This is a genomic window from Streptomyces sp. CB02414 (assembly GCF_001905385.1).
GTDB lineage: Bacteria > Actinomycetota > Actinomycetes > Streptomycetales > Streptomycetaceae > Streptomyces.
This window is the reverse complement of sequence record NZ_LIPF01000010.1, coordinates 320,700-334,292: the sequence shown is the minus strand read 5'-3', so window position 1 is coordinate 334,292 and position 13,593 is coordinate 320,700. Positions and strand designations below refer to the sequence as shown.

11 protein-coding genes are annotated in these 13,593 nt (G+C 73.2%); 6 read left to right on the top strand and 5 right to left on the bottom strand.

The window, feature by feature from the left end; translation table 11 throughout:
* Positions 1–7: 7 nt before the first annotated feature.
* Positions 8–1,696 carry a DUF885 domain-containing protein gene (locus AMK11_RS30830; RefSeq protein WP_073731390.1) on the bottom strand — a complete coding sequence of 563 codons (1,689 nt, stop codon included), beginning with the start codon at positions 1,694–1,696 and terminating at the stop codon, positions 8–10.
* 78 nt (positions 1,697–1,774) lie between these two features.
* Positions 1,775–2,266, bottom strand: coding sequence for an Lrp/AsnC family transcriptional regulator (locus AMK11_RS30825; protein ID WP_073731389.1), 492 nt, complete (start codon positions 2,264–2,266; stop codon positions 1,775–1,777).
* A gap of 60 nt (positions 2,267–2,326) precedes the next feature.
* On the opposite strand from AMK11_RS30825, the gene AMK11_RS30820 reads away from it, so the two are divergent.
* Positions 2,327–3,550, top strand: a complete 1,224-nt coding sequence (locus AMK11_RS30820; RefSeq protein ID WP_073731483.1) for a trans-sulfuration enzyme family protein — start codon at positions 2,327–2,329, stop codon at positions 3,548–3,550.
* Positions 3,551–3,574: 24 nt separating this feature from the next.
* Here the strand turns inward: AMK11_RS30820 and AMK11_RS30815 are convergent, their stop codons facing one another.
* The 3 genes from AMK11_RS30815 to pdxR form a co-directional block, all read right to left on the bottom strand.
* Positions 3,575–4,924, bottom strand: coding sequence for a GNAT family N-acetyltransferase (locus tag AMK11_RS30815; protein WP_073731388.1), 1,350 nt, complete (start codon positions 4,922–4,924; stop codon positions 3,575–3,577).
* 174 nt (positions 4,925–5,098) lie between these two features.
* On the bottom strand, positions 5,099–6,685 hold the full coding sequence (locus AMK11_RS30810; RefSeq protein WP_073731387.1) for an alkaline phosphatase D family protein: 1,587 nt from the start codon (positions 6,683–6,685) through the stop codon (positions 5,099–5,101).
* A gap of 150 nt (positions 6,686–6,835) precedes the next feature.
* The gene (pdxR, locus tag AMK11_RS30805; protein WP_073731386.1) at positions 6,836–8,269 is read right to left on the bottom strand and encodes a MocR-like pyridoxine biosynthesis transcription factor PdxR; all 1,434 of its coding nucleotides are present in this window, start codon (positions 8,267–8,269) and stop codon (positions 6,836–6,838) included.
* A 123-nt stretch (positions 8,270–8,392) separates the two neighbouring features.
* Here pdxR and AMK11_RS30800 point away from each other — a divergent pair, with 123 nt between their 5' ends.
* The 5 genes from AMK11_RS30800 to AMK11_RS30780 all read left to right on the top strand — a co-directional run bounded on the left by AMK11_RS30800 (position 8,393) and on the right by AMK11_RS30780 (position 13,540).
* Positions 8,393–8,899, top strand: a complete 507-nt coding sequence (locus AMK11_RS30800; RefSeq protein ID WP_073731385.1) for a hypothetical protein — start codon at positions 8,393–8,395, stop codon at positions 8,897–8,899.
* Positions 8,883–9,845 carry a bifunctional lysylphosphatidylglycerol flippase/synthetase MprF gene (locus tag AMK11_RS30795; RefSeq protein WP_073731384.1) on the top strand — a complete coding sequence of 321 codons (963 nt, stop codon included), beginning with the start codon at positions 8,883–8,885 and terminating at the stop codon, positions 9,843–9,845. The genes AMK11_RS30800 and AMK11_RS30795 overlap by 17 nt, the downstream gene beginning before the upstream one ends.
* A gap of 72 nt (positions 9,846–9,917) precedes the next feature.
* Positions 9,918–11,051 carry an acyl-CoA dehydrogenase family protein gene (locus AMK11_RS30790; RefSeq protein WP_073731383.1) on the top strand — a complete coding sequence of 378 codons (1,134 nt, stop codon included), beginning with the start codon at positions 9,918–9,920 and terminating at the stop codon, positions 11,049–11,051.
* A 54-nt stretch (positions 11,052–11,105) separates the two neighbouring features.
* Positions 11,106–12,200: an SDR family oxidoreductase gene (locus AMK11_RS30785; RefSeq protein WP_073731382.1), complete on the top strand. Its 1,095-nt coding sequence runs from the start codon at positions 11,106–11,108 to the stop codon at positions 12,198–12,200.
* Positions 12,197–13,540: an aspartate aminotransferase family protein gene (locus AMK11_RS30780; RefSeq protein WP_079187798.1), complete on the top strand. Its 1,344-nt coding sequence runs from the start codon at positions 12,197–12,199 to the stop codon at positions 13,538–13,540. Before AMK11_RS30785 ends, AMK11_RS30780 begins: the two co-directional genes overlap by 4 nt.
* Positions 13,541–13,593: the final 53 nt, after the last annotated feature.

Genomic DNA, 13,593 nt, shown 5'->3' with positions numbered 1-13,593 from the left:
GTCCGGCTCAGAGCCGCGACAGCTCGTCCACCAGGTCGTCCAGGCCCAGCGAGCCCTGGGAGAGGGCCGCCATGTGCCAGGCCTTCGCGTCGAAGGCGTCACCGTGCCGCTCGCGGGCCTTCTCCCGGCCCAGCAGCCACGCGCGCTCACCGAGCTTGTAGCCGATCGCCTGGCCCGGGATCGTCAGGTACCGGGTCAGCTCGCTCTCCACGAAGTCCGCCGGGCGGCTGCTGTGCGCGCCGAAGAACTCCTGCGCCAGCTCCGGCGTCCAGCGCTCGCCCGGGTGGAACGGCGAGTCCGCCGGGATCTCCAGCTCCAGGTGCATGCCGATGTCCACGATGACCCGGGCGGCCCGCATCATCTGCGCGTCCAGGTAGCCGAGCCGCTGCTCGGCGTCGGTCAGGAAGCCCAGTTCGTCCATGAGCCGCTCGGCGTACAGCGCCCAGCCCTCGGCGTTGGCGCTGACCATGCCGACCGAGGCCTGGTAGCGGGACAGGTCCTCGGCGACGTGCGTCCACTGGGCGAGCTGGAGGTGGTGGCCCGGCACGCCCTCGTGGTACCAGGTGGAGACCAGGTCGTAGACCGGGAAGCGGGTCTGGCCCATCGTCGGCAGCCAGGTGCGGCCGGGGCGCGAGAAGTCCTCCGACGGCTGCGTGTAGTACGGGGCCGCCGCGCTGCCGGGCGGGGCGATCCGCGACTCCACCCTCCGCACCCGCTCGGCGAGTTCGAAGTGGGTGCCGTCCAGCGCCTCGACCGCCTGGTCCATCAGCCCTTGCAGCCAGTCGCGGACCTCGTCGACGCCCTCGATGTGCTTGCCGTGCTCGTCCAGGTGCGCCAGCGCCACCCAGGGCGTCTCGGCGCCCGGCAGGATCTTCTCGGCCTCCTGCTTCATCTCGGCGAGCAGGCGGTGGTACTCGGCCCAGCCGTACGCGTACGCCTCGTCCAGGTCCAGGTCCGTGCCGTTGTAGTAGCGCGACCAACGGGCGTAGCGCTCACGGCCCACCGTGTCCGGGGCCCCCTCGATCGCCGGTGCGTACACGTCGCGCAGCCAGTCCCGCAGCTCCACCACGGCCGCGGTCGCACCCCGGGCCGCCTCGTCCAGCTCCGCCCGCAGCGCGTCCGGGCCGGCGGACGCGAAGTCCTCGAACCAGCCCCGGCCCTCGCCCGTGTCCGCCCACTCGCCGAGCTGGCCGACGAAGGCGCCGGTCGGGCGCGGCGACGCGTACAGCTTGCGCTCCAGACCCAGGGCCAGGGACTCGCGGTAGCCCCCGAGCGCCGCGGGAACCGCGCGCAGCCGCTCGGCGATCCGCGCCCAGTCCTCGTCGGTCTGCGTCGGCGTCACCGTGAAGACCTCGCGCACCGAATGCGCGACGGTGCCCAGGTTGCCGACCGAACGCAGGCCCTCCTCCGCGTCGTGCACGGCGAGTCCGGCGGTCAGCCGCTCGCGGAGCAGCCGGGCGCAGCGCCGCTCCACGTCACTGTCCCCACCGGGCCGGAGCTCCGCCTCGTCCAGCCGGGCCAGCGTGGCCCGCGCCAGCTCCGCGAGAGCCTCCTGACCCGCGGGTGAGAGGTCGGGCAGGCGGCTGGAACTCTCCTGGACGCCGAGAAACGTACCGGTGACCGGGTCGAGGGCGATGAGCTCGTCGACGTAGGCGTCGGCGACCTCGCGGGGCAGCGGGCTCTTGGTCTCTGACATGCGGACATCCTCGTACGGATCCCGGTGCCGCGTCAGCCCGCTTTCCCCGGGCCGCCGCCGCGGGCGGCCGGATTTCGCTCAGGGCGTGCCGTCGGGCGCGGAGGGCGGCAGCAGCGGGCCGCACTCCCACTGCTGGAAGATCAGCCGCGTCTCTACGCGCGCGACCTCGCGCCGGGAGGTGAACTCGTCCAGGACCAGCCGCTGCAGGTCCGCCATGTCCGCGACCGCGACGTGGACCAGGTAGTCGTCCGGGCCGGTGAGGTGGAAGACGGTGCGTGACTCCGGGAGCGCCCGGATGCGGTCCACGAACGGCCCGACCAGCTCCCGCCGGTGCGGCCGCACCTGCACCGACAGCAGCGCCTGGAGGCCGCGCCCCAGCCGGGCGGGGTCCAGTTCCAGCCGGTGCCCGAGGATCACCCCGGCCCGCCGCAGCCGGGCCACCCGGTCCAGGCAGGTCGACGGGGCGACCCCGACCTGGGCGGCGAGATCGCGGTAGGTGGTCCGGGCGTCGTTCTGCAGCAGCCGCAGCAGATGGAGATCGACCGGATCGAGTACGACAGATTCCGCCATCGGCCGAACGTAGCACGGGTTCCTGTCCCCATGACCCGGTCGGTGTTCACCCTTCGGTCCATGGAATCCGCGCGCACGCACACGTCACCACCCGACGACGTACGCTCCACCGCACCCACGGGCAGGGCACTGGCCACCGAGGCCGTGCACGCCGGCCGCGACGATCTCGCGGCCCGGGGACTGCACGCCCCGCCCATCGACCTGTCGACGACCTACCCGTCGTACGACAGCCGGGGCGAGGCCGCCCGCATCGACGCGTTCGCCACCACCGGCGCCGACCCGGACGGCCCGCCGGTCTACGGACGCCTCGGCAACCCGACCGTCGCCCGCTTCGAGACGGCCCTGGCCCGGCTGGAGGGCACCGAGGCCGCCGTCGCCTTCGCCAGCGGCATGGCCGCCCTGAGCGCCGTCCTGCTGGTCCGCGCCTCGATGGGACTGCGCCACGTGGTCGCCGTACGGCCCCTGTACGGGTGCAGCGACCACCTGCTGACCGCCGGGCTGCTCGGGTCCGAGGTCACCTGGACGGACCCGGCCGGCATCGCCGACGCGCTGCGCCCGGACACCGGCCTGGTACTCGTGGAGTCGCCGGCCAACCCCACGCTGGCCGAGGTCGACCTGAAGGCCGTCGCCCACGCCTGCGGGTCGGTGCCGCTGCTGGTGGACAACACCTTCGCCACCCCTGTGCTCCAGCGGCCCGCCGAGCACGGCGCGCGGCTGGTGCTGCACAGCGCCACGAAGTACCTCGGCGGCCACGGGGACGTGCTGGCCGGCGTGGTGGCCTGCGACGAGGAGTTCGCCGGGCGGCTGCGACAGGTCCGCTTCGCCACCGGCGGCGTACTGCACCCGCTGGCCGGCTACCTGCTGCTGCGTGGGCTGTCCACCCTGCCCGTTCGGGTACGGGCCGCCTCCGCGAACGCCGCCGCACTCGTCGAGCGGCTCGCCGCCGACCCGAGGGTGGCCCGCGTGCACTATCCGCGCATCGGCGGCGCGATGGTCTCCTTCGAGGTCCACGGCGACCCGCACGAGGTGATCCGCCAAGTCCGTCTGATCACCCCCGCCGTCAGCCTCGGCAGCGTCGACACGCTCATCCAGCACCCGGCGTCCATCAGCCACCGCATCGTGGACGCCGACGACCGCCGGGACGCCGGGGTCGGCGACCGGCTGCTGCGGCTGTCGGTCGGCCTGGAGGACGTCGAGGACCTGTGGGCCGACCTGGACCAGGCGCTGGGGGAGCCGGCCGCCGAGGCGATCCCGCTGCGGGAGGCGCTGGCGCGGGCCGACTGACGCCTCCCCCTCTCCGGGGACGGCTCAGTCCTTGCCGATCCGCTCCCCGCGCGGCAGCCGCGCCGCGGCCCGGGCCGCCGGGTCCAGGCGCGCCGTGATCACCAGGGTCCCCTCCTCGATCTGGTAGTCGAGGGGGAGGCCCAGGCCGCGCATCGCGGCGACCATGCCGGTGTTCGACGCCTGCGTCACCGCGTACACGCTCGCGCAGTCCGTCTCGGCGGCCATGGCCACGAGCCGGCCGAGGAGTTCGCCGCCGATGCCCCGGTGCTGCCACGCGTCCTCGACCAGCAGCGCGACCTCCGTCTCGTCCCCGTCCCACAGCAGGTGACCGAGCCCGACGATCCGGCCCGACGCCGTCTGTACGGCGAGGGTGCGGCCGAAGCGCGGGCTGAGCAGGTGGTCGAGGTACCGGTCGACGTCCCCGACCGGGCCGTGGTACCGCATGCCGAGCGTTCGCGCGGAGCACCGTTCGTGCATCGCCTTCGCCGCCGGGACGTCACGCGTGTCGGCCCGGCGGACGGTGATGTCGCTCCCCTCGGGCAGCGTCAGCACGTCACGGCCGTGCGGGACGCGCGGACCGAGCCGGGCGTCCAGCTCGACCAGGGCCCGCGCCCGGGCGAACTCGGCCGGGGTGAAGGGCAGATACGGCCGCTCCACACTGATCACCCCGCCCTCCGGGGCGCGCAGCCGCAGCACGGTGTCCTCCAGCGAACCCTCCGGCGGTACGTCCCCGGCCGTACGTCCCACGGCCGTCGCGGGCAGCGACCGGATGGTGCAGCGGCCCAGCAACTGCCTGAGAGCCAGGGGGAGTTCCGCCGTGTCCTGGGCCGTACGGGCCGCCAGGGCGAGCACCCGGGTCGGGGCGTCCACCAGGTCGTGGGCGTCCGCCCGCTCGGTCCACGTGCCGGCACCGCCCGCCGCCGACACCACGTCCGTCAGCCCGGACGCCGTCAGTTCGCCGGGGGAGCGGAGCAGGAACTCGTCCACCGTGCCCTCGGCCAGCGGGTGCGTCTGCAGGCTCAGGATGTCGACCCGCCGTTCGGCGAGGGCGGCGCAGAGCACGGCCAGCGACCCGGGCGCGTCGCGCACCGTCGTCCGCATCCGCCACAGCGCGGTGTCGGCGGCGCCGTCACCGGTCGCGGCACGGGTCGCCCCCGCGTCCCCGGGCTCGGCTTCGACCAGGTTCCCGGCCACCGCCGCGGACGGCGGCCGGGAGCCGGTATCGTCCGCCGGCGGTGCGTGTCCGTGGCGTCGTGTCCACCAACTCCGGAAGCCCGCCGTGGTCATCAGCGCCGCCACCGAGGCGAGCAGCATCACGGGCACCCCGGGGCCGTGCTCGACGAGGCGGGCCACGGCATCCGTCACATCGGACATGTCTCGACTCATGCGGCCACTGTGAAGGAACGGTGTTGCGTGATCACGAACGCCCTGTGACGGATGGGTAAAGAAGGCTTCCGGGGTTATTCTTCGCAATTCACCCATGGGATCGCTCGGGTCGCGCACCGGGGGATGACGCCGGTGCGCGACACCACGGACAGGCTACGGGACCTACTGACCCACCCGGCCCGGCTGGAGCACCTTCGTGAACAGCACCGTGCCGTCCTGCTCGCGCAGCCGCACCGTCATCTCGGCGCTGTCGCCGTCGATCTCGACCTCGCCGAAGAACTGGTAGCCCTCCGCGGGCGAGACGTTGGAGGCGGTCGGCGCCTTCACGAACACCCGCTGGGGGCCGAAGGTGCCGTCCAGGGCGCTGGCCGGGAAGGCGCCCGCGTTGAGCGGCCCGGACACGAACTCCCAGAACGGCTCGAAGTCGGTGAACGCGGCACGCGAGGGCTGGTAGTGCTGGGCGGAGGTGTGGTGCACGTCCGCCGTCAGCCACACCGTGCCGGTGATCCGCCGGTGCTTGACGAAACGCAGGAGCTCGGCGATCTGCAACTCACGCCCCAGAGGCGCCCCGGGGTCGCCCTGCGCGATCGCCTCGATGTTCGCCTTCCCCTCGCCGCCGTCGGGCACGACCAGGCCGATCGGCATGTCGGCGGCGATGACCTTCCACACCGCGCGCGAGCGCGACAGCTCCCGCTTGAGCCACTCCAACTGCTCGCGGCCCAGGATGCCCTGCGGGTCCACGCTCTGGTCGCCGGAGGAGTTGGCGTTGCGGTAGGTCCGCATGTCCAGCACGAACACGTCCAGCAGCGGGCCTTGGCGCAGCACCCGGTGCACGCGGCCCTCCCGCGCGCCGGGACGCAGCGTGGAGACCGGGAAGTACTCGGCGAACGCGCGCCGGGCCCGGGCGGCCAGCACGTCCACGCTCTTCTCCGTGTAGCGGCCGTCCGTCTCCGCGATCGTCTGACCCGGGTACCAGTTGTTGCGGACCTCGTGGTCGTCCCACTGGACGACCGACGGCACCCGGGCGTTGAAGCGGCGCAGGTTCTCGTCGAGCAGGTTGTAGCGGAAGTTGCCGCGGAACTCGGCCAGGGTCTCGGCGACCTTGGACTTCTCCTCGGTGGTGATGTTCCGCCAGGTGCTTCCGTCGGGCAGCTCGGCCGTCGCGGCGATGGGCCCGTCGGCGTAGACGTTGTCGCCGCTGCACAGGAAGAAGTCCGGGTCCAGGGCGCCCATCGCGTCGTAGATGCGGTAGCCGCCGATGTCCGGGTTGATGCCCCAGCCCTGGCCCGCCAGGTCGCCGGACCACACGAAACGCACCGGCTCGCGCCGTCGGACCGGCGCCGTGCGGAAGGTGCCGGGCACCGGCTCGCCGGTGCGGCGCGGGTCGTCCGGGTCGGCGAGGAGCACGCGGTAGTGGATCTGCTCGCCGGGCGGCAGGCCGCGCAGCCGGGTCGTGCCGGTGAAGTCCGTGCCGGCCCCGAGCAGCGGGCCGCGCCATCTGCGCGGGTTGCGGAACGACTCGGTCGCGGACGTCTCGACGATCATCCGGGCCGGCCGGTCGGACCGCACCCACACCAGACCCGAGTGGGAGGTCACGTCTCCCGTCTGCACGCCCCAGCCCGCACCCGGCCGGCCGGAACGCGCGAACGCCGGCGCGGCACCGAGGGCCGCGGGCAGGGTCAGGGCCGCCGACGCGGCGAGGGAGCCGCGCAGCACGCTGCGGCGACCGGGCAACGGACGGTGTGACATGGATGCGCCTCCAGGGACGTCCAGGGACGGGATCCGGCCAGTGACGAGGCCAGTGTGCACAGCCAGACCTACTGGTGCGGCGCGGCGGTCACGGAAACTCCGTGTGAACAACCGGCCGCCCGCGCGCGTGAGCGGCATCCCGTACGCCCGTCACACGGCCCTCGCCATCGACTCCACCCCCGCCCGGATCCGTCCCGGCGTCAGATGCGCGTACCCCAGCACCAGCCGCACCGCCTTCCCCGCCACCTCCTCCTCGCCGTCCGGCCCGTGCCCGTACTCCGCCAGCGAACGCACCGCGATCCCGGCCCGCCCCACGCGTGCGAGGAACCGCTCCTCGGGGCCGTACCGGCCGGGGAGCGTGGCGATGGCGTGGAGGCCGGCGGCGATGCCCGAGATCCGTGAGCCGGGGAAGTGCTCCGCCAGGGCGGCGACCATCACGTCGCGCCGCTCCCGGTAGGCACGCTGGCACAGGCGCAGCTGGCGGTCGTACTCGCCGTGCTCCACGAAGTGGGCGAAGAGCGCCTGGTCGAGGGCCGGATGCCCGAGGTCGGTGGTGCGTTTGCGTTCGACCACGTCGTCCGCCAGCCACTCCGGCACCAGCAGCCAGCCGAGCCGCAGCCCCGGGGCGAGGGACTTGCTGACCGAACCCGTGTAGGCGACCCGTTCGGGGTCGAGCCCCTGGAGCGCGCCCACGGGAGCCCGGTCGTAGCGGAAGTCGCCGTCGTAGTCGTCCTCCAGAACGAGCCCGTCCACGGACCGCGCCCAGTCCAGCAGCGCGGCGCGGCGCCGCGCGGAGTAGGCGATCCCGGTGGGGAACTGGTGGGCCGGCGTCGTCACGACGGCCCGGACGCCCGAGTCGTGCAGCGGGCCCAGGGCGAGTCCCTCCTCGTCGAGGGGCAACGGCACGGTGGCGACGCCCGCCGACGCGTACAGGTCGTCGTGGCGCGGGCTGCCGGGGTCCTCGACGCCGGCGGTACGCACCCCCCGCGCGTGGAGCACGCTCGCGAGCAGCGCCGTCGCCTGCGCCACCCCGGAGACGACCACGAGCCGCTCCGGGTCCGCCACCACACCCCGGCGCCGGGTGAGCAGCTCGGCCAGCGCGGTCCGCAGCCGGGGCAGCCCGCGCGGGTCCGGGTAGCCGAGGGCCTCGTGCGGCAGCTGAGCCAGCACACTCCGCTGGGCGGCGCCCCACGCCGCGCGCGGGAACAGCGACAGGTCCGGTGTCCCCGGCACGAAGTCCGCGCGGTCACCGCCGGGACGCGGGGCGAGATCACGCGCGCGCGGGCGTGCGGCCCGTACGGCGTCACCGACCCAGGTTCCCGCGCCCCGCCCGCTGCGCAGGTACCCCTCCGCCGTCAGCTGTTCGTACGTCTCCGTGACCAGTCCCCGCGACACCCCGAGGTCGGCCGCCAGGTCGCGGCTCGACGGCAGACGAGTGCCCGGCGTGAGCCGGCCCGCGCGGACCGCCTCCCGCAGCGCCGCCTGCAGGGCGCGCCCGCGCGACCGCGCCGGTGCCGAGGCGGCGGGCAGCAGCAGCTCCCACGCCGCGGTGCGGCCCTCCGGACCTGTAGGTACTGACGCCATGATGCGGCCCCCCGGAAATCTCGCCCCCCAAACGCCCCCACTTTACGAGGTGTTGGAGCCGAGGGGTCGCAGCCGCCGGTGCGTAAACCGGAGTGACAGACCACAGCGAGGGGGCAGGCCGACGTGGATGCCAAGAACCGTTTCGAGACGAAGACCACCTTCGCTCTCTCCCGACTCGAATGGCTGGGTTTTCTCACCGTGTCGCTCGTGCTCGCGGTCCAGCACCATTCCGAAATCCGCTGGGGCGTCTTCGTGCTGCTGTTCGCGGTGATCGACGTCATCGGCTACCTGCCCGGCGCGATCGCCTTCCGGCGCAGCCCGGACGGACGTGTTCCACGCGGCTACTACGTCGCCTACAACACGATGCACAGCCTGGTCACGGCGGGTCTCCTCGCCGGGGCATGGGCACTGTTCGTGCAGCCGGAATGGGCCCTGCTCGCCCTTCCGATCCACCTCATGGGCGACCGCGCGCTCTTCGGGAACTCCCTCAAACCCTTCGGTGTCGCCTTCGAACCGGAAACCGTCCCGGCTTTCCGGATGTTCGAGGTGCGGTACCGCTCGGCCGCGGATTCCGGCGAAAGCGCCGCCACGCGGACTTCCGTGGAGGACACCGATGCCGTCCGTGCTTGACACGCTCGCCGCGCACAGCGACAACCCCAGCGCGTTCCTCGCCCTCAACGACGGGAACACCTACTTCCGCGACGACCGGTTCGACGGCGCCTGCGCCTTTCGCACCTCCGGCCGTTACGTCCTCCAATTCGGCGGCCCGTTCACCGCGCCGGACCACCGCGCACGGCTCCTGGACGCCTTCGCCGCCCATGCCGGCCGCCGTCTGGTCGCCGTGCAACTGCAGCGGGCGGACGCCGAGCTGTACGCGGCGCACGGCTTCACGGTCAACCAGCTCGGTGCCTCGTACGCCGTCGACCTGAGCCGCTTCACCCTGCGCGGCTCACGCTTCGTCCGGCTGCGGAACAAGATCTCGCGCGCCAGGCGGGCCGGCCTGGAGGTCACCGAGGTGATGGCCGGCGACGACTGCGCCGAACTGGACCGGATCGACCAGTGCTGGCTGCGGGACAAGGGCCGGCACGTCAAGGAGCTGCGCTTCCTCGTCGGCCAGCGCAACGGGAGCCTGCAGAGGCACCGCCGTCTGTTCGTCGGCCGGATCGACGGCGAGACGGCCGGCTACATCAACTACTCGCCGGTCTACGGCAGCCGCTCCGGCTGGCTGCACGACCTCAGCCGGCGCCGCCCCGACGCTCCGCCCGGCGTGATGGAGGCGCTCAACGCCACCGTCATGGAACGGCTGACCGCCGAAGGAGCGGGCTGGCTGCACTTCGGCTTCACCCCGTTCACCGGACTCGACCCGGAGCACGAACTACCCGGTGCCAGCCGTATGTTCGCCCGGCTCGCCCGCCTGCTGGCCGAGCACGGCGACGTGATCTACCCGGCGGCCTCCCAGCTCGAGTACAAGCAGAAGTGGGCCCCGCACGTGGTCCTGCCGGAGTACATCGCCTTCCGCGGCAGGCCCCGCCCCGGCGCGGTCTGGCAGTTGCTGCGCGCCACCAACGCCCTCTGAGCCACCGCGTCCACGGCCGCGCGAGTGCCGCGCCGATTCCGTATTCATCCCACCCCGGAGGACCGCACGCCCATGAGATTCCTGGAGCGCGAACGCGCCACCCTCGCGAAGCTGCTGCCCGAACTGGACCCCGCCCTGCGCGAGGCTCCGCTGATGGAACTGGAGCGGCCGGGCAGCCCGGGCATCCGGCACTTCCGGGACAGCGGCGGTCCAGGTCTGCTCGTGCCCGAGTCCCACCAGGGCAGGGGTGCCACCGCGCTCGATGCCCTGCGCGTGCAGCGGGCCATCGGCAGCCGCTCGCCGTCCCTGGCCGTGGCCACCACCATGCACCACTTCTCCATGGCCACCCTGGTCGGGATCGGCGGCCTCGGCGACGGCTTGGAGTGGATGCTGATCGAGGGCGTGGCCTCGTCCAACCGCGTGATCGCCTCTGGCTTCGCCGAGGGCCACAGCGGCGCGGGCATCCTCGACCCGTCGATGACCGCCACGGTGACCGCGGACGGCGTCCGGATCAACGGCGTCAAACGGCCGTGCAGCCTGGCCCGCTCCATGGACGTGCTCACCGCCAGCGTGACGATCCCGCGCGAGGACGGGCAGGGCGACGAACTCGCCGTAGCCGTCGTGCCCGCGGAGAGCGAGGGGATGAGCGTCAGCGGCTTCTGGTCCAGCGCCTTCCTCGCCGGGGCGGAGAGCGAACAGGTCACGCTCACCGACGTCCTCGTACCGCCGGAACTCCTGCTGCGCACCGGGACGACCTCCGGTGAACAGCTCGACGAACTTCAGACGGCCGGTCTGATCTGGTTCCAGACGCTGATGACGGGCAGCTACCTCGGCGCCGCGAGCGCGCTGGTGGAGCGGGTGCTGCTGAACGACCGCATCCCCGAGCACGAGCGCGTACGCCTCTTCGTCGAGACCGAGGCCGCCGTGGCCACCGCCGAGGGCGTCGCCCGGCGTATCGACGCCGGTGACCTCGACGAGTCGGCGCTCGCACAGGCGTTGTACGTGCGATACGGCGTCCAGGACGCCATCGCCCGGGTCGTCCCGCGCGCGGTCGAACTCCTCGGCGGCCTCAACTTCATGACGTCCGACGAGGTGGGCCACCTGGCCGCCTGCGCCAACGGACTCTCCCTGCACCCGCCGTCGCGCTCCCGGATGACCGCCCCGTTCGCCGCGTACCTGGCCGACCGGCCACTCGCCATCGCCTGACCGCGCCCCCACCGTCCACCGGTGGGCCGAGACCCGTTGGGAGAACACACCCCCATGCCGTCAGACAACCAGCGTCTCGCCCTCCTGCCCGTCGGCCGTACGAGACGGCGCGACCGCCCCTCCCTGCTGCTCACCGGCGGTTCCGGAGTGCTCGGACGTGCCCTGATCGACGAGCTGGCACCCGACTTCGACCTGTTGTGCCTGCGCCGCAAGACACCGTTGCGCGATCCGCGGGTGCGCGAGCTCCAGGGCGACCTGGTCGCTCCCCGGCTCGGACTGAGTCCACTGGCCTGGCACGAACTGGCCCTCGAGGTGGACGTGGTGCTGCACTGCGCCGCCGAGACCGACTGGCGTACCCCGCCACAGGACATCACGCGCACCAATCTGCGCGGTGCCGACAACATGCTCGACCTGGCGGCCCGGGCCGACGCCCCGCTGTACCTGGTGAGTACCGCGTTCGTGGCCAACACCCCCACCGAGGAGGACCGCCGGCGCTTCCCGGGTGCAGCTGCCTACCTCGACTCCAAGGCCAGGGCCGAACAGATGACACGCGAGGCGGGCGTGCCCGGCGCCATCGTCCGGCCCTCGGTCGTCATGGGTCAGCAGGGGCTGACCGAGGCGATCGGCTCGATGGTCCTGGGGCAGACCCCGGTGCTGCCCGGAGCCCCCGAGGCCCGGATCGACATGGTGCCCCGGGACTACGTCTCGCGGGCCATCGGCGACCTGGTCCGGGGCGGTGTGGCCGACGGCGAGTACTGGCTGACGGCCGGCAAGGAGGCCATCGGCCTGCGGGAGTTCGCCGACGTCTGCGCGGACGTCGCCGTACGCCACGGCCTGCCCCGGCCCCAGCGGCCCCGGCTCGTCCCCGTCGATGCCGTGCACCGGCTGCTCCTGCCCATGCTGGAGGGCACCTCGCTGCCCGCGTCCCTCCGGCGGCGGCTGGAGTACTACGCGGAGCTGCTGCTGGTGTTCCAGCGGGAGCTGCCGTTCGACACCTCCCTCGGCGAACCCGACTGCGGCACCCGCCTGACCCGGACCGACATCCGGGCCGCGCTCGTACGCAACGCGGAGTGCTGGACCGGGGACAGGGCCGGCTTGCTCAGCCGGAACCGATCCGCCGCGACCGCCCCCATGGAGGTGGCGTCATGACCGTGTCACCCCCGTCCACCACCGGGACCACCGGGCCGTCCGCCGGGTCCTCCACCCCGTCCTCCGGGGCCGCCGGGCCGCGCTCCGGAACCGCCGCGCCGACCGACCGGCCCGACATCGTGGACCTCTACCTGAAGCACATCGGCTCCGGCCGTGCTGTGATGGGCCGTGTCATGGGCGGCATGGCCGAGGTCCGTTCCGAGGGGGCCTGGATCCACGCCGACGACGGCCGCCGCTTCCTGGACTTCGGCGGCTACGGCGTCTTCATCATGGGTCACCGCCACCCGGCCGTCGTCGAAGCGGTGCACCGGCAGATCGACACCCACCCGCTGGCCAGCCGCGTCTTCCTCGAACCCGTCGCCGCCCGGGCCGCCCAGGCCCTGGCCGCCCACACCCCGCCCGGCCTCGACTACGTCCACTTCGTCAACTCCGGCGCCGAGGCCACCGAGGCGGCCCTGAAACTGGCCCGCGCCCACGGACTCACCTCGGTGATCACCACCCGCAGCGGCTTCCACGGCAAGACCCTCGGCGCGCTGAGCGTCACCGCCAACGCCACGTACCAGACGCCCTTCCAGCCCCTGCTCCCGGACGTCACCCAGGTGGCCTACGACGACCTGGCCGACCTCGAACAGGCGCTGGCCGCCCGCCGCGACCGGGCCTGCGTCATCGTCGAACCCGTCCAGGGCGAGGGCGGCGTACGCATCCCGCGTCCCGGTTACCTCAGCCAGGTCCGCGCCCTGTGCCAGGCGTACGGCGCCATGCTGGTCGTCGACGAGATCCAGACCGGCATGGGACGGCTGGGCACCTGGTGGGGCGTCGACGCCGAGGGCGTGCGTCCGGACGTGCTGCTCGTCGGCAAGGGACTCAGCGGCGGTGTCGTACCGGTCGCCGCGATGGCCGCCACCGCGGAGGCCTACGCCCCCTTCAGCCGCGACCCCTACCTGCACACCTCCACCTTCGGCGCCTCGCCGATCGCCTGCGCCGCCGCCCTCGCCACCGTACGGGCGATGGAGGAGGAGGACACCGTGGCCCGGGCCGCCGCGCTCGGACTGCGCATCCTCTCCGCCGTACGGGACGTGTGCGCGCCGTACGAGGGCGGACTGGTCCGCGAAGTGCGCGGCCGGGGCCTGCTGATCGGTATCGAGTTCGCCGAAGAACAGGCGGTCGGCGAACTCATGCTGGAACTGATCTCCCGCGGTGTGCTCGTCAACAACTCCCTCAACTCCACCCGGGTGCTGCGGCTGACCCCGCCGGCCGTGGTCGAGGACTCCGCGCTCGACCTGTTCCTCACCACCCTCGGCGCGGCCCTGCGCGGCACGGCCGACCGCATGACCAGCTGACACCGGCTCCAAGCGCCGGCGCCAGCCACCAGCTCCGGACACCAGCGTCCGGA